Raw genomic sequence first — 17816 nt, 5'->3', positions numbered from 1 at the left:
CATGGCGAGTTCGAGTGACGGCGTCTCCGACCGGCCGCTGGGCCGCGGCATCCGCGTTCGCATGAGCGCGCTCGGCCGCGCACGGCATCCACGCTATGGTAACCGTGAAGGCGTAATCGTCGGGCAGGGCTCGCCGAGCAGCTGGCGGGTGAAATTCGACGATCGCAAGACCGTTCAGGCGATCCATCAGGACTATCTCGAGCGTGCCGGCTCGCCGGGACAACGTTTCGACACCGTCGATGTGCAGAGCAGTTCACCGGCCGACACGCAGTCGGCTCCTTGAGTTCAGTTCCTGGTCCGGCGGGTGTGTCTGATGGCTCGTGTGCTGCGTTTCTTCATCGTGCTATCGGCGCTCGCATCGAGCGGCTGGCTCGCCGGCTGCGCCAGCATGCCGCGGATGCCTTACACCGCCGCCGAAGCCGCCCAGGCCAGGGTGCTCGATCGTGACGACCTGCGCCGCTACGTCGATGATCCGCTGTCCGCATTCGGCGGAGAGCGGGCGTTCGGCGGCCCGCGAAACTACCTGGCGCTGTCGGGCGGTGGCGCCGACGGAGCTTATGGCGCCGGCGTCCTGGCGGGGTGGAGCGCGGCCGGCAACCGGCCGTCCTTCTCGATCGTGTCCGGCGTCAGCACCGGCGCTCTGATCGCGCCGTTCGCGTTTCTCGGCCCGAGCTACGACGAGACGCTGCGCCAGCTCTACACCAGCGGAATCGCCGAGAGTCTGCTGGAAGATCCCAATCCGCTCAACGCGATCTTCGGCTCCGGGCTGTTCGGCAATCAGCGCCTGCGCGAACTGGTCGCGAGCTACATCGATGCGAAGTTCGTCTCGGACGTGGCCGACGAATATGCCAAGGGACGGCTGCTGTTCGTGGTCACCACCAATCTCGACTCGCAGCGCTCGGTGATCTGGAACATGGGCCGGATCGCGTCGTTGCGCACGCCGGCCAGTCTCGAACTGTTCCGCAACGTGGTGGCGGCCTCGGCCAGCATTCCCGCGGTGTTCCCGCCGATGCTGGTGACGGCCGAAGCCTCGAACGGCGCCACGTTTCAGGAGATGCACGTCGATGGCGGCGTGATGTCGCCGGTGCTGACGCTGCCGGAAGCCTATCTGCTGCGCAGCGCCTCCGGGCCGAAAGCGTTGAGCCTGCAGCTCTACATCCTGATGAACAACAAGATCGAACCGGAATTCCAGGTGGTGCGCGACAGAACGCTGGACATCGCCGCGCGGGCATCGTCGACGATGATCAAGGCGCAGACCCGATCGATCCTCTACAACACCTATGCGGTGGCACGGCGCAACAAGTTCGGGTTTCATCTGAGCTATATCGAGAGCGACCGGCCGCCGTCGCCGGCCGGATTCGAAACCGCCTATATGAGAGACTTGTACCAATACGGTTACGACCGTGCCCGCAGCGGCCGTGCCTGGTCGAGCGCGCCGCCATCCGACGATGCCGCCCCGGCACCGGTCGCGACGCAGAGCTCGGTGCGGCGTGTGGCCGGTGCCCGCTGACGACGCGCTGTCGATCGTGGAACCGGCGCGGGATGGGTGAGGCGACGATGCCGGCAAACCGGTTCGCGACCGCGATGGCGGCGGTTGTCCTGTTGCTGTGTCCGGCCGCGCCGGCCTGGGCCGATCGCGGCGGCGATACCGCCCCTCAGCCACCGGCGGCGCGCCCAGGCGACGAGCCGATCGGCTCGGTGACCCTCGCGCCCGGCAGCGGCGCGGATCTGATCCGGCTGGTGGAGAAGACGCTGCCCGGGGCGCGGGTCTACGACCTGAATTTGAGCGACGACGGGGCGGCGCCTTACTTCGAGCTCAAGGCCGATCGCGGCGGCGAAGTGTGGACCGCGATCGTCGACGCGGCGACCCGCAAGATGCTGCGGGCGCAGGCCGAGATGCCGGTCTCCGAACTCGGCCCCGAGACCCAGCGCGAACTCGCCGGGTTTCGGCGAGCCCGAATGAGGCTGTCGGAAGCCGTGGTGATCGCCGAAAAGGTCGGCCGCGGCCGCGCGATCAGCGCCGGGCTGCATCTGAACGGCGGCAGGCTGGTGTTCGTGGTGGTGGTGCTGTCGGACGGCGCGCTGAAGGAGATCACCGTCGAGCCGGACAAATAACCAGCGTCGACGCGTTCGTTCGCCTCACTCAGGTCCTGTCGAGATCCTCGACCACCTGCGCCAGCGTCTGCTTCACCTCGGTGCGGTCCGCCGCTCCGGTGTCGATGAACAGCCGCATCCCGGGCAGTTCCTTGCGGATCACCGCGGTCGACGCCGCCGCCTTCAGGCCGCGCACCTCATAGGCGCGCACCGGCTCGGCGAAGCCCTTCACGGTGAGGGCGGGGCGCTCTTCGGCGTCGATCAGATCGTTCACCAGCGACCAGGTGACGTGTGAGATCAGGATCGAGCCGGGCTCGCAGTTCTGCTCCAGCCGCGACGTCAGGTTCACCGCGCCGCCCACGATGGTGTAGTCCATCCGGTCCGGGCTGCCGAAATTGCCGACGGTGCAGAACCCGGTGTTGATGCCGATGCGGACCCGGAACGGGCGCTCGGCGCCGGCGTCGATCCATTCCATTTCGAGCTGCTTCAGCTTGTCCTGCATCTCGATCGCCATCATCACGCAGGCGACCGCGTCCTCCTTGACGCCGCGGCTCTCCGGATCGCCGAAGAACGCCAGCACCGCGTCGCCGACATATTTGTCGATGGTGGCGCCGTGCTTGAGCGCGATCTGCGCCATCTCGGCGAGATAGCGGTTGAGCATCGCGGTGAGATCTTCCGACTCCAGCTTGTCGGTGGTGGCGGTGAAGTTGGCGATGTCCGACAGGAAGATCGTCAGCTTCTTGCGTTTGGAGGCGATCTCGGCGCCCTGATGACCGCTGAAGATCGAGGAGTAGACCTGCGGCGACAGATACTTCGAAAGCGCCGCGGACAGCCCTTCGAGGCTGCGGTTGCGGGTCTCCAGCTCCTCGGTGCGCTGCTTCACCATCGAGTCGAGATATTCCTCGCGCGCGGCGACCTGTCCGGCCATGCCGGTGAACACCCGCGCGAGCTGGCCGAGCTCGTCGCGGCGTTCGGAGACGGGAGCGAGCAGCGCCGGATCGAATTTCTGCGATTCCAGCGCAGCGGCGGCGCGGGTGATCTGGCGCAGCGGTGCCGACTGATAGCGGGCGACCCCGATCGACAGCAGGATGCCGAGCGCAGCGATCGCGGACGCCGTCACCGCGGCGATCTCGGCCTGGCTCTGCACCGTGGCCCAGACCCGGTTCATCGGCAGCCGGACCAACGCGGCGCCGACGATCTCCTTCTGATCGTTGCGCACCGGGGCGATCACGCTGAGATTCTGGCGGCTCTCGACGTGCCGGGTCTGGCCGTCGGCGATCACCAGCCGCACCGGGCCGAGTTCCTTGGCGTTGGGACCGTCGCGACTGTCGGCGCCGTAGACACCGGGGCCGACCAGCGCGTCCAGCTTGCGGTCGAACACCCACACCGCGTCGATGTCGCCGTCGGCGAGCAGATTTTCCACCGTGCGCGGCAACCCGATCTTCATCGTCAGTTGCTGCAGGAACTTGGCGCTGCGCCCGACCTGGATGATGCGCGGCTTGTCGATACCGCCGACGCCGACATATTTGAAATGCTGGTTGTCGATGTCGCGCTTGCGGGCGTCCTGATCGACCACCTTCTTGTTGCCGGTGAGCAGATCGTAGAAGGCATAGGCCTGCGGCTGCAGCTGCGGCGAATTGCTGAAGGTGAAATCGACATCCGGCAGGCTGTGCAGATAGGCGTGCCCCTTGTCGTCGGTGATCCAGATTTCGTCGAGCGTCGTCTGATCGGTGATCGACTTCAGCCGGCGGTTGATCTCCGTCGTCGTCATCCCGGCCCGCTCCGCCGCTTCGACAAAATGCGCCAGCAGGGTGCCTTCCGCGGCCATCTCTTCGGCGATGATGCCTTCGACTTCGGTCGGGATCGACGCGGCGAGGCTGGCGCTGCGCGCCAGCAGCCGCGCCACCTTCTCGCCCGACGCTTCGGCCTCGGTGATGATCGCGCGCCGGGTGGTCCAGGTCAGCAGCGCGGCGGTCACGAGGGTTGCGCCGACGGTCAGCACCGTGACCAGCAGGACCAATCGTGTGGTGAATTTCATCGAAGAACCTGTGCTTGCCGCCGCCCGTTCGGCCGCCGCCGGCAGAGCCGCGCGAGGCGGCGCGAACACCGCGCAGCCCTGCCCCGCGCTGCGACCGGCGGACTATCCACGCGGACGGACGGAGCTGTCAAATCGCGTCATGACACTGCACCCGGCGTGCTGCGCAATCGACATCGTAGCAAAGCCTGCCGCGCGCCGGCATTGTGGCCCATCAACCCGCCGGTCGCATTTGAATCGAAGGCGAGAGAGCGTGCGCGAGGGCCCCTTGACGCCGCCTGCCAATCCGCCGACATACTGAAAGATGCAGCCCGCACATCGCTTCTCCGTCGCGCCGATGATGGAATGGACCGACAGTCATTGTCGCGTCTTTCATCGGCTGCTGACCAGGCGCGGCCTGCTCTATACCGAGATGGTCACCACCGGAGCGGTGATCCACGGCGACCGGCAGCGGCTGCTCGGCTTCGATCGAAGCGAACATCCGGTGGCGCTGCAGCTCGGTGGCTCCAATCCGGCCGATCTTGCCACCGCGGCGAAGATCGGCGAGGACTTCGGCTACGACGAGATCAACGTCAATGTCGGCTGCCCGTCGGATCGGGTGAAGGAGGGGCGGTTCGGCGCCTGCCTGATGGCGGAGCCGGAGCTGGTCGCCGAAGGCGTCGCCGCGATGAAGCGCGCCGCTTCGGTGCCGGTGACGGTGAAGTGCCGGATCGGGATCGACGATCAGGACCCGGAAGTCGCGCTCGATGCGCTGGCGCGGGCGGTGGTCGCCGCCGGTGCCGACGCGCTGATCGTGCACGCCCGCAAGGCGTGGCTGAACGGGCTGTCGCCGAAGGAGAATCGCGATATCCCGCCGCTCGACTACGGTCGGGTGTATCGGCTGAAGCAGGCGTTGCCGCAGGTGCCGATCATCATCAACGGCGGCATCGGCAGCATCGCCGAGGCCAAGCGGCATCTCGATCACGTCGACGGCGTGATGCTCGGCCGCGCCGCGTATCAGGAGCCGTGGCGGCTACTGGAGGTCGATCCGGAGCTGTTCGGCGAACCGGCGCCGTATCCCGCGATGAAGGACGCGCTCGAAGCGCTGATCCCGTATATCGAGCGCCAGCTCGCGCAAGGCCCGCGGCTGCACGCAATCACCCGGCATGTCATCGGCGCGTATCAGGGCGTGCCCGGCGCGCGCGCGTTCCGGCGCTATCTGTCGGAGTTCGGCGTCAAGCCGGACGCCGACGCCAGCGTGCTACTCAAGGCGATGGTGGCGGTGACGGAGCGGGCGGAAATTGCTGCCGCTTAGCGGCGGTGCGGCTACGGATAGCCGCGCAGCCGGAGTTGGTCGGCGCGGACTTCCCAGCTCTCCAGCCGGTCGAGGAAGCTCATCCCGAGCAGGTTGGTTTTCATCTGCCCGCGCGGCACCACCAGCGCGGGGACCGAGCGCTCGACCAGTTTGCCGATCGCCAGGCTGTCGAGCGAGAGCCGCGCCGCGCGGGTGGGGCCGCCCGCAGTCTCCAGCTCGACATTGAAGGTCAGAAGCTCCAGCGGCAGGCCGGCGGCCTTGGCGGTCTCGTAGGTCAGCACCACCGAGGTCGCGCCGGTGTCGATCACCATCGGCGCCGCCACGCCGTTGACCTTGGCGCGCACCGCGAATTCGCCGCCGGTGCCGCGCGGAATTTCGACCATGCGGGATTTGGCGGCCTCCGCTGCGGCGGTGGCGGCGGCGACGCGCTTCTTCAGCATCGTCGACATTACGTCGCCGGCCTCGGAGATCCGCTTCGGATCGCCATAAGCGACCACCGCGCCGGCGGTGCCGATCAGCACCATCAAGACCAGCAGCAGCCGGCTCATGGCGCACCTGAAGCAGATCTGGCTAGGACAGCGCGTCGGTGGTCGGCGCGCGGCGCGGGCGCGGCTTCGGCACGTCCATGCCGGCGTCGGCCATGCGCTGCGGCAGGCCGGCCATGATGGCGAGCCGTTCGGAACTGGTCATTCGCGGCCAGCGCGCGATCTCCGGCATGCTGCGGCCGCAGCCGTAGCAGAGGTTGGTCTGCGGATCGATCATGCAGACCGCGATGCAGGGCGTTTCGATGCTCATACCGGATGGTGGCTGACATTGGTCGCCTCCCGCAAGTCCCGATCTAAAGTCCGGTGCCGGCGTTCATGATCGGCTGCCGGCGCACGCGCGCGGTGGGCGCAGTCTCGGTCGAGTCCGGCTGCAGCGGCGGCGCCTCGTCGGCCAACGGCGCCAGCGCCGACATCACCCGCTCCGGCGGGAAGGTCACGATCACTTCGGTGCCGATCCGCAGCTTGGACTTCAGCGTGAAGGTGCCGCCGTGCATGTCGATCAGGCTCTTGGCAATCGGCAGGCCGAGGCCGGCGCCCTGTTCGGCGGACTTGATCGAGTTGGAGCCCTGGCCGAACGACGCCAGCACGATCGGAATTTCCTCTTCCGGAATTCCGGAGCCGGTGTCCTTGACGCTGAGATACTGCCCGCCGGACGCGGTCCAGCCGGCCTTCAGCCAGATCTCGCCGCCCTGCGGGGTGAATTTGATGGCGTTCGACAGCAGGTTGAGCACCACCTGGCGCACCGCGCGCTCGTCCCCCCAGATCCGCGGCATGCCCTGTTCGAACACCTCGTGGATGGTGATGCCGCGGCTGGTGGCCCGCAGCTTCAGCAGGTGATGGCAGTCGCTGACCACGTGCACCAGCGAAATCGCCTCTTCGTTCAGCTCGTAGCGGCCGGCCTCGATCCGCGACAGGTCGAGGATCTCGTTGATCAGGTTGAGCAGGTGGACGCCGGAATTGTGGATGTCGGCCGAGTAGTCCTTGTAGGCCGGCACCGCGTGGGCGCCGAAGATCTCGCTCTTCATCACTTCCGAGAAGCCGAGAATGGCGTTGAGCGGCGTGCGCAGCTCGTGGCTCATCTGCGCCAGAAACCGCGACTTGGCGACGTTGGCGGCCTCGGCGCGGTGCCGTGCCTCGTCGGAGATCGCCTTGGACTGTTCGAGTTCGGCGATCAGCACGTCCTTTTCGGCGCGCGCCTGCAGCGTCGCCAGCGTGGTCGAGTGCAGCCGGTGGGCGAGCAGCGCGAAGTAACCTTCCGCCGCGACTGTCAGCGCCGCCAGCACGTATTTGTCGAACGAGCCGCTGAGCGCGAAGTTCACCGCGATCGCCGCGGTCACCGGCACCGTCGCGGCCAGGGCCGCGATCGGCAGGCTCGCCGCCAGCATCGACGACACCGCGACCACCAGCAGCATCAGGAACATCAGCAGCGTGCTGGAGACCACGCTGAGGCCGGTCGGATGGATCAGGATCGCGGTCCAGGCCAGGCCGTACAGCAGGTCGAGCAGGACGAATCGCCGCCGCCAGACCCGGGTGCGCGGCACCGAAGCCGGCTCCTTGAGGAAGCGCGTACAGTTGCGGATCACCACGGCGTGGATGCTGAGCATCCCGACCGTCCAGGCGCCCGCCGCCAGCGGATCCATCCACACGCCGAACAACGCGCCGGTGACCACCACCAGCAGCATCACCACGTAAGAGGCGGACAGCCGGGTCTCGGCGTATTGGCGGACGAGTTCGTGATCGAAGGCCGGGCGCGTGCCGCTGGTCGAGGTCAGGCGGTCGCGCGCCTCGCGGACCCGCTGAGCCGCCGCCCGCCGGTTGCGCGCCGGCGTGGCCACCGGAGGTTCAGCCGGAAGCTGGAAGACTTCGGGCTTTTCGGCGGACTCACTCATCAACAACACAAATCCTGCGCGCAAACGCGCGCGGTTTCCCCAGCCTATATCTGGCCACAAATCCTTAAGAGCAGCCTTAGAGGGAAAATTATTCCGGTTAACAGTTGGCTAACAACCGCGGTGAACGAGCCGTGAAAACCGCGATTGCAGCCCTGTTGCGCGCTGGCTCAGCGTTCCAGCCGCGCCAGCAGGCTGGAAGTGTCCCAGCGCCGGCCGCCCATCTTCTCGACCTCGGCGTAAAAGGTGTCGACCAGCGCGGTGACCGGCAGGCTGGCGCCGTTGCGACGCGCCTCGGCGAGGCAGATCGACAGGTCCTTGCGCATCCATTCGACCGCGAAGCCGAAGTCGTATTTGCCGTCGTTCATGGTCTTGTGGCGGTTCTCCATCTGCCACGACTGCGCCGCGCCCTTGGAGATGGTGTCGATCACCGCATTGACGTCGAGCCCGGCCTTCTTGGCGAAGTGAATGCCTTCCGACAGGCCCTCGACCAGCCCGGCGATGCAGATCTGATTGACCATCTTGGTGAGCTGGCCGCTGCCGGCCGGGCCGAGCAGCTTGCACATCCGCGCATAGGCCCCGATCACCGGCTCGGCTCTGGCGAAATCCTCGGGCCGGCCGCCGCACATCACCGTCAGCACGCCGTTCTCGGCGCCGGCCTGGCCGCCCGACACCGGAGCGTCGATGAAGTGAAAACCGATCTCGCTGGCTGCGGCATCCAGCTCGCGCGCGACCTCGGCAGAGGCGGTGGTGTGGTCGACGAAGATCGCGCCCTTGCTCATCGCTGCGAAGGCGCCGTCCGCCCCGGTGGTCACCGCGCGCAGGTCGTCGTCGTTGCCGACGCAGGCCATCACGAAATCCTGGCCCGCCGCCGCCTCGGCCGGCGTCGCCGCCGTGCGGCCGCCGAACTTGTCGGCCCAGTCTTTCGCCTTCGCCGCCGTGCGGTTGTAGACCGTCACCTCGTGGCTGCCCTTGGTCACCAGATGTCCGGCCATCGGAAACCCCATGACGCCGAGACCGAGGAAAGCGACTTTGGCCATGTCTGGACCCTTCATGTGCGAAGCGCGCGCCGCGGCGCGCCCGATCGAGTTGCGGGGAGGGCGGCCCGTTGCGGGCGCGCGAGGAGGTGCCGTCAGCATACGGCGCGAGCCTCGCGGAGCAAGCCTTGCGAGCGCGTCTTGCGAGTGCGGGCCACCAACCGAATCCTGCACCGCAGCATGGCTCCGGCGACCGATCCACCTGGCGCCGATGGCGGCCGATCCGGCGGCCCCGGTGGGGGAACCATTTCCCCGCTTGAACAGATCGATCGCATGTGATCGGTGAGCGCCGAAGCCGGCAGGAGACTTGCAGTGAGCGTGACCCAGCAACAGATTCTCGACAGCCTGGCCAAGGTGACGACGCCGCGCGGGGTGCCGCTGACCAAGGCCGGCGTGCTGTCGGAGATCGCCGTGACCGACGGCAAGGTGTACTTCTCGATCAACGTCGATGCCGCCGAGGCTCGCGCCTGGGAGAGCGTGCGCAGCGATGCTGAAGCGGCCGTGCGCGGCACCCCCGGGGTCGCCAGTGCACTGGTCGCGCTCACCGCCGAGCGCAAGCCCGGAACCGCACCGGCGCCGCAAAGGCCCGGCGTCGCCCCGGTTTCCGCGCATCGTCCGGCCGGCGCCCCGGGAGCGGGCCTGCCGAAACAGGCGGAGATTCCGGGAGTCGGCGCGATCATCGCGGTCGCCTCCGGCAAGGGCGGCGTCGGCAAATCCACCACCGCACTCAACCTCGCGCTCGGTCTGCGCGCGCTCGGACTCAAGGTCGGACTGCTCGACGCCGATATCTACGGGCCCTCGGTGCCACGGCTGACCGGCATTCACGAGAAGCCGCAGCTCGACGACAGCCGGCGGATGATTCCGATCGCGCGGTTCGGCCTGTCGATCATGTCGATCGGCTTCCTGGTCGACGAGGAGGCGCCGATGATCTGGCGCGGGCCGATGGTGATGTCGGCGATCACGCAGATGCTGCGCGACGTCGACTGGGGCCAGCTCGACGTGCTGGTGGTCGACATGCCGCCCGGCACCGGCGATGCGCAACTGACGCTGGCCCAGACCGTGCCGCTCAAGGGCGCGGTGATCGTCTCGACGCCGCAGGACCTGGCGCTGATCGACGCCCGGCGTGGGCTGGCGATGTTCACCAAGGTGAACGTGCCGGTGATCGGCATCATCGAGAATATGAGCTACTTCCTTTGTCCGGAATGCGGCACCCGGTCGGATATCTTCGGGCACGGCGGCGCACGGCATGAGGCCGAGCGGCTCGGCGTGCCGTTCCTCGGAGAAATCCCGCTGCACATGGAGATTCGCGCCACCTCGGACGCGGGCCGGCCGGTGGTGGAGAGCGAGCCGAACGGGCCGCATGCGACGATCTATCGCTCGATTGCGGCCAAGGTACGCGACCGGCTGAAGACCCTCGCGACGAATTGATGCAGTGCGAAGTGACTGCGCGGACTCGGCCGCCGACGGCGGCCGAGTCGTCGCGGAGGTGACGCGGGCGGCGCCGGAATTTCGACCTTCGACTTTGGTTGAATCTCAGATATCTACTTGGTCGCAGCGTTTTCCGCGGGTGACCATCCGTGTTAGAGACGCTTCGCCATCAACGGCTCCGCGGTTCACCTGTTTGGTCGGGCGCGCATGGAATCCGGGAAAACGCCGGCAACAAGGAGATGCCTTATGAAACGTCGTGACTTTCTCAAAGTGTCAGCTACCGGCGCCGCGGCGGCGACCGCAGTGGCTTCCCCGGCGATCGCGCAGTCGTCGCCCGAGGTGAAGTGGCGGCTGACCTCCAGCTTCCCGAAGTCGCTCGACACCATCTACGGCGGTGCGGAATATCTGGCGAAGCAAGTCGCCGAGATGACCGACAATAAATTCCAGATCCAGGTGTTCGCGGCGGGCGAAGTCGTGCCCGGCCTGCAGGCGCTCGATGCCACCTCCAACGGCACCGTCGAGATGTGCCATACCGTGTCGTACTACTACGTCGGCAAAGATCCGACCTTCGCGGTGTTCGCCTCGGTGCCGTTCGGCCTCAACGCCCGTCAGCAGAACTCCTGGCTGTACCAGGGCGGCGGCAACGAGCTCGCCAATGAATTCTACAAGAAGTACGGCGTGATCGGCTTCCCGAGCGGCAACACCGGCACCCAGATGGGCGGCTGGTTCCGCAAGGAGATCAAGACCGTCGCCGACATGAGCGGGCTGAAGATGCGGATCGGCGGCATCGCCGGCCAGGTGCTGCAGAAGGTCGGCGTGGTGCCGCAGCAGATCGCCGGCGGCGACATCTACCCGGCGCTGGAGAAGGGCACCATCGACGCCGCCGAGTGGGTCGGCCCGTACGACGACGAGAAGCTCGGCTTCCAGAAGGTCGCGAAGTACTACTACTATCCGGGCTTCTGGGAAGGCGGCCCGACCGTGCACGCCTTCGCCAACCTCGAGAAGTTCAACGCGCTGCCGAAGAACTACCAGGCGATCCTCGCCAACGCGGCGGTGAACACCAACACCTGGATGAACGCCCGCTACGACATGCTCAACCCGACGGCGCTGAAGCGTCTGGTGGCGAGCGGCACGCAGCTCCGTCCGTTCTCCAACGAAATCCTCGACGCCTGCCTGAAGGCCACCAACGAGCTGTGGGCCGAGCTGTCGGCCAAGAACCCGGACTTCAAGAAGGCGATCGACGCGATGCAGGCCTATCGCTCGGACGAGTATCTGTGGTGGCAGGTCGCCGAATACACCTACGACAGCTTCATGATCCGCTCGCGCACCCGCGGCTGATCACGAACGAAAACGCTAGATAAAGCGGCCCGGCCCTCGCGAGAGGGCCGGGCTTTTTGCTGCAGCTTCCGTCATTGCGAGGAGCGCAGCGACGAAGCAATCCAGCGCCGCGCAGCAGCCGGATTGCTTCGCGGAGCCTGTCCTCGGGCCGGCCGAAGGCCGGACCCGTTGGCTCGCTATGACGGAGCGGCTTGGTCTCAGAACTTCGGCGGGCCGAGGTCGATCTGCGGCATCTCGATCTGCGGGATGTCGATCTTGACCTTGGAGGGGTCGATGGTCGAGGCGATGCCCTTGTAGTGCATCACCATCGCCGGGAAGGCGATCACCAGGGCTACCATGATGAGCTGGATGACCACGAACGGCACCGAGCCCCAGTAGATCTGGCCGGTGGTGACCGGCGCCATCTGCTTGCCGCTGACACGGTCGATATACGGCACCTTCGGCGCCACCGAGCGCAGATAGAACAGGGCGAAGCCGAACGGCGGATGCATGAACGAAGTCTGCATGTTGACCGCCATGATCACGCCGAACCAGATCAGGTCGATGCCGAGCTTCTCCGCCGCCGGACCGAGCAGCGGGATGACGATGAAGGCGAGCTCGAAGAAATCGAGGAAGAACGCCAGCACGAACACGAAGACGTTGACGAAGATCAGGAAGCCGAGCTGGCCGCCCGGCAGCGACACCAGCAGCTCTTCGACCCAGCGGTGGCCGTCGACGCCGTAGAAGGTCAGCGAGAACACCCGCGCGCCGACCAGGATCATCACCACGAAGGCGGTGAGCTTGGCGGTCGACTCGGTGGCCTGCCGGGTCAGGTCGAAGGTCAGGCGGCGCTTGGCCAGCGCCAGCAGCATGGCGCCGGCGGCGCCCATCGCGCCGCCTTCGGTCGGCGTCGCGACGCCGATGAAGATCGTGCCGAGCACCAGGAAGATCAGGCCGAGCGGCGGCACCATCACGAACACCACCTGCTCGGCGAGCTTGGACAGCAGCTTCAGCCGCAGCAGCCGGTTCAGCACCGCGATGACGAACGACAGCGCCACGGTGACAGACATCGTCAACACGATGTAGTCCGCTCCCGCCTTCACGTCGGTGAAGCTCATCGTGACGATGCCGGCTACCGTCGAGGCGATCACCACCAGATACAGCGACATCGTCATGGTGCGGATGATGCCGATGAACGGCCGGAACAGCACCGCGGTCAGGACCACGAACCAGAAAGCCTGCATCACCAGCTTGGACAGGCCGACCTTGTCGAACGCGGGCATGCTCCAGGCGAACAGGTCCCAGTGCACGGCGAGCAGATACGCCGCGCCGCCGGCGGAGAGCGCGGCCAGCGGCATCATCATCGGATGCCGGACCGTCTCGGGCTCGCGCAGAGTCTGCGCTTCGAGCGGCAGGCCGGGGGCCGCCTTCGGTGCGAACACCGTCACCAGAAAGATGTAGCTGGCGTACAGCAGCGACAGCACGATGCCCGGAATGAAGGCGCCCTCGTACATGTCGCCGACCGAGCGGCCGAGCTGGTCGGCCATCACGATCAGCACCAGCGACGGCGGGATGATCTGCGCCAGTGTGCCGGAAGCCGCGATGATGCCGGTGGCGACACGGCGGTCGTAACCGTAGCGCAGCATGATCGGCAGCGAGATCAGCCCCATCGAGATCACCGAAGCGGCGACCACGCCGGTGGTGGCGGCGAGCAGGGCGCCGACGAACACCACCGCGTAGGCGATGCCGCCGCGGACCGAACCGAACAGCTGGCCGATGGTCTCGAGCAGATCCTCGGCCATGCCGGATCTCTCCAGCACCAGCCCCATGAAGGTGAAGAACGGAATCGCCAGCAGCGTTTCGTTGTTCATCACCCCGTAGACGCGATCGGGCAGCGCCTGCAGGAAGTCGGGACGAAACAGGCCGAGTTCGATGCCGAGGAAGGCGAACATCAGGCCGTTGGCGGCGAGCGAGAACGCGACCGGATAGCCCAGCAGCAGGAACACCACCAACGACGCGAACATGATCGGCGCCATGTAGTGGATCAACAGTGCGGTCATGCGGACCGGCCCCCCAATGCGATGACCACGAAGTGAACCTATTTCCTGTCGCTATCGACCTTCAGCAACAGCCGCTCGGCTTCGAGTTCCGCCGAGCTGTGCGAGCCCTGCGCCGAGGCGTTGCTGTCGGGAATTGCGCCGACCATCATGGCGAAGCGCTTGATGATCTCGGAGATGCCTTGAATGATCAGCAGCACGCACATGATCATGATCAGCGACTTGGCCGGCCATTGCGGCAGGCCGCCGGCGCTGAACGACTGCTCGTTCTGCTGCCAGGAGACCAGGAAGAACGGGACCGACCACCACAGCAGAATGATCGCGAACGGCATCAGGAAGAATACGTGGCCGATCATGTCGATCCAGCCGCGCAGCTTGAGCGGCAGGTTGTGATTGATGATGTCGATGCGGATGTGTTCGTTGCTGAGCAGCGTCCAGGGTGAGCACAGCATGAACACCACGCTGAACAGGACCCACTGCAATTCCAGGTACGAGTTCGACGACATGTCGAACAGCTTGCGGACGACGGCGTTCACTGCCGAAATCAGAACCGCCGCGACGATCAACCACGACAGCCAACGGCCGACGAACGTGTTGAAGGCGTCGATGATCCTGCTCAGTCCAAGCAATGCCCGCAACGCTCGGTCTCCTCCCGTTTCGCCCGACCTGCGCGATAACGACGCAAAGCGGCTTTGGCAGCCGAGGGCCCGCGAAGCGAGCGCACCAAATCAGCGCATCACCGTTCCGTCAATTGGAAAATGGCAATCAGGAGCGTGATATACAGTATCGATAGTGATTAGATCGTCTCGGGGGCGCTGCTCAGCCGCCGGTGACGCTCATGTGCCGGCTGACGCTCGGCCGGTTGTGCCGGCGGTCGATGATGAAGTCGTGGCCTTTCGGCTTGGTGCCGATCGCCCGATCGATCGCGGCGCTGAGCAGGGCGTCGTCGGCCGAGGCGCGTAGCGGCCGCCGCAGGTCGGAGGCGTCCTCGTGGCCGAGGCAGGTGTGGATGGTGCCGGTGCAGGTGATCCGCACCCGGTTGCAGGATTCGCAGAAATTGTGCGTCAGCGGGGTGATGAAGCCGAGCCGGCCGCCGGTCTCCTCGACGCGCACGTAGCGGGCCGGACCCCCGGTGCTGTCCGGCAGGTCGGTCAGCGTGTAGTTGGTGGCGAGCCGGGCGCGAACCAGCGACAGCGGGACGTACTGATCGATCCGGCCTTCGCCGATTTCGCCGAGCGGCATCACTTCGATCAGGGTCAATCCCATGCCGAGGCCGTGGGCCCAGCGCATCAGCGACGGAATTTCGTCCTCGTTGGTGCCTTTCAGCACCACGGTGTTGATCTTGATCGCCAGCCCCGCAGCGCGTGCGGCGTCGATGCCGGCGAGCACCCGGTCGAGGTCGCCCCAACGGGTGATGCGGCGGAACTCGGCCGGGTCGAGCGTATCCAGCGAGACGTTGACCCGGCGGACGCCGCAATCGGCGAGCTCCGCTGCGAAGCGGGCGAGCTGCGAGCCGTTGGTGGTCAATGTGAGTTCGTCGAGGGCGCCGTTCTTCAGATGGCGAGACAGCGAGCGCACCAGCGACATCATGTTGCGGCGGACCAGCGGCTCGCCACCGGTCAGGCGCAGTTTGCGCACGCCCTTGGCGATGAAGGCCGAGCAAAGCCGGTCGAGTTCTTCCAGCGTCAGCAGATCGGCACGGGGCAGGAAGGTCATGTCTTCCGCCATGCAGTACACGCAGCGGAAGTCACAGCGGTCGGTGATCGAGACGCGCAGGTAGTCGATGGTCCGGCCGAACGGATCGGTCATCGGCCGATGCGTGTCGAATCCTGGCGGTGTGATCGCGGCGCTGGTCATGCGGCGTGCCCTGTCGCGGTCGCCGCCGTTTGCGGCTGGTGTCCCGACACTATCTAGGCACGATCAGCGCCGCGCACAATCGCGCGACGTGATGCGGTGCAGCAACTCAGCGCGCGGCCGGCGGGGCAGGGAACGGCGATGCCGCCGCCGGGGCCTCGGCCGCGGGCGCCGCCTCGGCCGGCTTCGGCTTGCGCGGCTTGCGCACCGACCTTGCCTTGCGGGCCGGCTTGGCCGGCTGCAGTTCGGCAGTGACGGGGTTCGGAGTCACCGTCGTGGTGCCCTCCGACATGAAGCCGCCGGGTGTGACCACGACCTGCACCGGAACCGTCGTCGGCTGGAACTTGTCCATCGTGAACGTCACGTTGAAATCTGCCGGCTGCACTTTGATCGAGCACGGAGTCTTGCAGCTCTGGCCTGTCGAGGCGACGGCATCCGCACCGGACGGCACCGAGTCGAGCTGCACCGTGACGTCCGGCGGCGTCGACTTGAAGGCGTCCGACATCGACGCACAGCCGCCCAGCGAGAGCCCTGCTAGGGCGATGACAACGAGTTGACGCATGTGATCCCATCCGTTCAGTGCGGCCAACAGCCACAGTCCCGGGCGGACCATAGGAGCCTGTCGTAACGCTGGCAACCACGCGTCCGACAAACTTAAGAGTTAGTTAACGCGGCCTGTTAGCAAACTAAATTCTGCCACAATCTCAACGGTATCGACTTCAGGTCAGCGCCGCGGCAGCAGCCGTGAGACGGCGGTCGGGAGTTCGCGCATATGGCCGACCAGCAGGTCCGGCTCGAGCTCCGCGATCGGCACTTCGGTGTAGCCGAACTCCACGCCGATCACCGGCACGCCGGCCCGGCGCGCGACGCCGACATCCGGGCCGGCATCCCCGACCATCACCGCCGCCGACAGCTCGCCGCCGGCTTTGGCGACGGTCTCGCGCAGGATCGCCGGATCGGGCTTGGCGACGCCGAAAGTGTCCGCGCCGCAGATCGCGGCGAAGCGCGGGCTGAGCCCGAGCCGGTCGAGCAGCAGCTTCGACAGCCACTCCAGCTTGTTGGTGCAGACGGCGAAGCGGTAGCCGAGCTCGGACAGCTCGTCCAAGGTCGCTTCGAGCCCCTCGAACGGACGCGACTCGTCGGCGATGTGCGCGGCGTAATAGTCGATGAAGTCGACCGTCAGCCGGTTGACATCGTCTTGGGCGATCGTCCGGCCATCGAGTTCGAGGCCACGTTCGAGCAGGCGGCGCGCGCCTTGCCCGATCATGTTGCGCGCGACGGCCATCGGAACGGCCGGCATGCCTTCGCGGATCAGGATGAAATTCAGGGCATTGATCAGGTCGGGCGCAGTATCGATCAGCGTCCCGTCCAGATCGAACACGACGATAGGAGATGCGGTCATATCCGACCGCTAACCTTCTCCGCGCTTTTCTGCAACTGTCGGGGGAGGGCCGATCGCAGAATCCACGCTGTTCGTGGTGGGCAAACGCCGCTAGATATGCCACGCCGCGCCGCGGGGACTTCGATGTGTGTGCGGAAACGGGGTAGGCCGGGTCATGGACAAGGAAGAGTTGAAGCGTCGGGCTGCGGCGCGGGCGCTGGATGAGGTGCGGAGCGGTATGAAGCTCGGCCTGGGCACCGGCTCGACCGCGAAGCATTTCGTTGAACTGCTTGGCGAAAGGGTGCGCGACGGACTCGACGTGGTGGGCGTGCCGACCTCGGAAGTGACGCGCGCCGATGCCGAACGCTGCGGTATCCGGTTGACGACCCTGGACGAAATCGACCGGCTGGATATTACCGTTGACGGTGCCGACGAGGCCGATGGGAAGCTCGACCTGATCAAGGGCGGCGGCGGCGCGCTGTTGCGCGAGAAGATCGTGGCCGCGGCGTCGGATCGCATGATCGTGATCGCCGACGAATCCAAGCTGGTCGACACGCTCGGCCGCTTCCCGCTGCCGATCGAGGTGATTCCGTTCGGCCTGGCGGCGACCCGCCGGGCGCTGCAACTGGCGTTCGACGCGGCGGGTTGCGCCGGCGAATTAAAGCTACGGCCCGGCAAAGACGGCCATGCTTTCGTCACCGATGGTGGCCACTGGATCGTCGACGCCCGGCTCGGGCGGATACCCGATGCTCCCCGTCTGGCCCAGTTGCTGTCCGCAATTCCGGGTGTGGTCGAGCACGGGCTGTTCGTCGGGATGGCGAGCACTTTGGTACTCGCAGGGGCCACCGGAATCCGAACCATCGAACGCGCATGAGCGCCGATAATCTC

General features: G+C 66.5%; 17 protein-coding genes. 7 read left to right on the top strand and 10 right to left on the bottom strand.

All coding sequences use genetic code 11. The features are described 5' to 3' along the window. Nucleotide 1 precedes the first annotated feature (1 nt). The 3 genes from DWA33_RS20520 to DWA33_RS20510 are packed head-to-tail and all read left to right on the top strand — an operon-like array spanning nt 2 to nt 2115. Nucleotides 2-283 (top strand): hypothetical protein, encoded by a 282-nt coding sequence (locus DWA33_RS20520; RefSeq protein ID WP_244601356.1) that lies wholly within the window; start codon nt 2-4, stop codon nt 281-283. Between the two features lie 30 nt (nt 284-313). Next, nucleotides 314-1510 (top strand): patatin-like phospholipase family protein, encoded by a 1197-nt coding sequence (locus DWA33_RS20515; RefSeq protein ID WP_114360366.1) that lies wholly within the window; start codon nt 314-316, stop codon nt 1508-1510. Between the two features lie 47 nt (nt 1511-1557). Further along, nucleotides 1558-2115: a hypothetical protein gene (locus DWA33_RS20510; RefSeq protein WP_114360390.1), complete on the top strand. Its 558-nt coding sequence runs from the start codon at nt 1558-1560 to the stop codon at nt 2113-2115. 28 nt (nt 2116-2143) lie between these two features. On the opposite strand, the gene DWA33_RS20505 is transcribed toward DWA33_RS20510, so the two are convergent. Further along, complete coding sequence (locus DWA33_RS20505) at nt 2144-4132, bottom strand: adenylate/guanylate cyclase domain-containing protein (protein WP_114360365.1); 1989 nt, start codon at nt 4130-4132, stop codon at nt 2144-2146. Nucleotides 4133-4433: 301 nt separating this feature from the next. Here DWA33_RS20505 and dusA point away from each other — a divergent pair, with 301 nt between their 5' ends. Continuing rightward, entirely contained in the window at nt 4434-5423 is a 990-nt protein-coding gene (dusA, locus tag DWA33_RS20500) for a tRNA dihydrouridine(20/20a) synthase DusA (RefSeq protein WP_114360364.1), read from the top strand. An 11-nt stretch (nt 5424-5434) separates the two neighbouring features. On the opposite strand, the gene DWA33_RS20495 is transcribed toward dusA, so the two are convergent. The 4 genes from DWA33_RS20495 to DWA33_RS20480 all read right to left on the bottom strand — a co-directional run bounded on the left by DWA33_RS20495 (nt 5435) and on the right by DWA33_RS20480 (nt 8894). Beyond that, nucleotides 5435-5971 (bottom strand): TIGR02281 family clan AA aspartic protease, encoded by a 537-nt coding sequence (locus DWA33_RS20495; RefSeq protein ID WP_114360363.1) that lies wholly within the window; start codon nt 5969-5971, stop codon nt 5435-5437. Between the two features lie 22 nt (nt 5972-5993). After that, on the bottom strand, nt 5994-6218 hold the full coding sequence (locus DWA33_RS20490) for a DUF1289 domain-containing protein (RefSeq protein WP_114360362.1): 225 nt from the start codon (nt 6216-6218) through the stop codon (nt 5994-5996). A gap of 43 nt (nt 6219-6261) precedes the next feature. After that, nucleotides 6262-7857, bottom strand: coding sequence for a sensor histidine kinase (locus DWA33_RS20485; protein ID WP_114360361.1), 1596 nt, complete (start codon nt 7855-7857; stop codon nt 6262-6264). Between the two features lie 167 nt (nt 7858-8024). Next, a complete protein-coding gene (locus tag DWA33_RS20480) occupies nt 8025-8894 on the bottom strand; it encodes an NAD(P)-dependent oxidoreductase (protein WP_114360389.1) in 870 nt (289 codons plus the stop codon). Nucleotides 8895-9203: 309 nt separating this feature from the next. On the opposite strand from DWA33_RS20480, the gene DWA33_RS20475 reads away from it, so the two are divergent. Together DWA33_RS20475 and DWA33_RS20470 are read left to right on the top strand one after the other, a co-directional pair. Then, on the top strand, nt 9204-10319 hold the full coding sequence (locus tag DWA33_RS20475; RefSeq protein WP_114360360.1) for an Mrp/NBP35 family ATP-binding protein: 1116 nt from the start codon (nt 9204-9206) through the stop codon (nt 10317-10319). Between the two features lie 246 nt (nt 10320-10565). Then, nucleotides 10566-11657: a TRAP transporter substrate-binding protein gene (locus tag DWA33_RS20470; protein WP_114360359.1), complete on the top strand. Its 1092-nt coding sequence runs from the start codon at nt 10566-10568 to the stop codon at nt 11655-11657. A gap of 197 nt (nt 11658-11854) precedes the next feature. On the opposite strand, the gene DWA33_RS20465 is transcribed toward DWA33_RS20470, so the two are convergent. The 5 genes from DWA33_RS20465 to DWA33_RS20445 all read right to left on the bottom strand — a co-directional run bounded on the left by DWA33_RS20465 (nt 11855) and on the right by DWA33_RS20445 (nt 16949). Next, entirely contained in the window at nt 11855-13696 is a 1842-nt protein-coding gene (locus DWA33_RS20465) for a TRAP transporter large permease (protein ID WP_114360358.1), read from the bottom strand. Between the two features lie 38 nt (nt 13697-13734). After that, nucleotides 13735-14331: a TRAP transporter small permease subunit gene (locus tag DWA33_RS20460; RefSeq protein ID WP_114360357.1), complete on the bottom strand. Its 597-nt coding sequence runs from the start codon at nt 14329-14331 to the stop codon at nt 13735-13737. A 181-nt stretch (nt 14332-14512) separates the two neighbouring features. After that, nucleotides 14513-15550: a GTP 3',8-cyclase MoaA gene (moaA, locus tag DWA33_RS20455; RefSeq protein WP_114360356.1), complete on the bottom strand. Its 1038-nt coding sequence runs from the start codon at nt 15548-15550 to the stop codon at nt 14513-14515. 106 nt (nt 15551-15656) lie between these two features. Beyond that, entirely contained in the window at nt 15657-16109 is a 453-nt protein-coding gene (locus DWA33_RS20450; RefSeq protein ID WP_114360355.1) for a hypothetical protein, read from the bottom strand. A gap of 162 nt (nt 16110-16271) precedes the next feature. After that, a complete protein-coding gene (locus DWA33_RS20445) occupies nt 16272-16949 on the bottom strand; it encodes an HAD-IA family hydrolase (protein ID WP_114360354.1) in 678 nt (225 codons plus the stop codon). Between the two features lie 154 nt (nt 16950-17103). Here DWA33_RS20445 and rpiA point away from each other — a divergent pair, with 154 nt between their 5' ends. Beyond that, nucleotides 17104-17802: a ribose-5-phosphate isomerase RpiA gene (gene rpiA / locus DWA33_RS20440; protein WP_114360353.1), complete on the top strand. Its 699-nt coding sequence runs from the start codon at nt 17104-17106 to the stop codon at nt 17800-17802. The last annotated feature ends 14 nt before the right edge of the window (nt 17803-17816 follow it).

Source organism: Rhodopseudomonas pentothenatexigens (assembly GCF_900218015.1).
Classification (GTDB): domain Bacteria; phylum Pseudomonadota; class Alphaproteobacteria; order Rhizobiales; family Xanthobacteraceae; genus Rhodopseudomonas; species Rhodopseudomonas pentothenatexigens.
The sequence above is the reverse complement of the archived record's forward strand: the minus strand, read 5'-3'. Positions and strand labels throughout refer to the sequence as shown.

Coding starts and splice junctions, on each gene's coding strand:
- DWA33_RS20520 (WP_244601356.1), top strand. CDS start 2: ATGGCGAGTTCGAGTGACGGCGTCTCCGACCGGCCGCTGGGCCGCGGC.
- DWA33_RS20515 (WP_114360366.1), top strand. CDS start 314: ATGGCTCGTGTGCTGCGTTTCTTCATCGTGCTATCGGCGCTCGCATCG.
- DWA33_RS20510 (WP_114360390.1), top strand. CDS start 1,558: ATGCCGGCAAACCGGTTCGCGACCGCGATGGCGGCGGTTGTCCTGTTG.
- DWA33_RS20505 (WP_114360365.1), bottom strand. CDS start 4,132: ATGAAATTCACCACACGATTGGTCCTGCTGGTCACGGTGCTGACCGTC.
- dusA (WP_114360364.1), top strand. CDS start 4,434: ATGCAGCCCGCACATCGCTTCTCCGTCGCGCCGATGATGGAATGGACC.
- DWA33_RS20495 (WP_114360363.1), bottom strand. CDS start 5,971: ATGAGCCGGCTGCTGCTGGTCTTGATGGTGCTGATCGGCACCGCCGGC.
- DWA33_RS20490 (WP_114360362.1), bottom strand. CDS start 6,218: ATGAGCATCGAAACGCCCTGCATCGCGGTCTGCATGATCGATCCGCAG.
- DWA33_RS20485 (WP_114360361.1), bottom strand. CDS start 7,857: ATGAGTGAGTCCGCCGAAAAGCCCGAAGTCTTCCAGCTTCCGGCTGAA.
- DWA33_RS20480 (WP_114360389.1), bottom strand. CDS start 8,894: ATGGCCAAAGTCGCTTTCCTCGGTCTCGGCGTCATGGGGTTTCCGATG.
- DWA33_RS20470 (WP_114360359.1), top strand. CDS start 10,566: ATGAAACGTCGTGACTTTCTCAAAGTGTCAGCTACCGGCGCCGCGGCG.
- DWA33_RS20465 (WP_114360358.1), bottom strand. CDS start 13,696: ATGACCGCACTGTTGATCCACTACATGGCGCCGATCATGTTCGCGTCG.
- moaA (WP_114360356.1), bottom strand. CDS start 15,550: ATGACCAGCGCCGCGATCACACCGCCAGGATTCGACACGCATCGGCCG.
- DWA33_RS20450 (WP_114360355.1), bottom strand. CDS start 16,109: ATGCGTCAACTCGTTGTCATCGCCCTAGCAGGGCTCTCGCTGGGCGGC.
- DWA33_RS20445 (WP_114360354.1), bottom strand. CDS start 16,949: ATGACCGCATCTCCTATCGTCGTGTTCGATCTGGACGGGACGCTGATC.
- rpiA (WP_114360353.1), top strand. CDS start 17,104: ATGGACAAGGAAGAGTTGAAGCGTCGGGCTGCGGCGCGGGCGCTGGAT.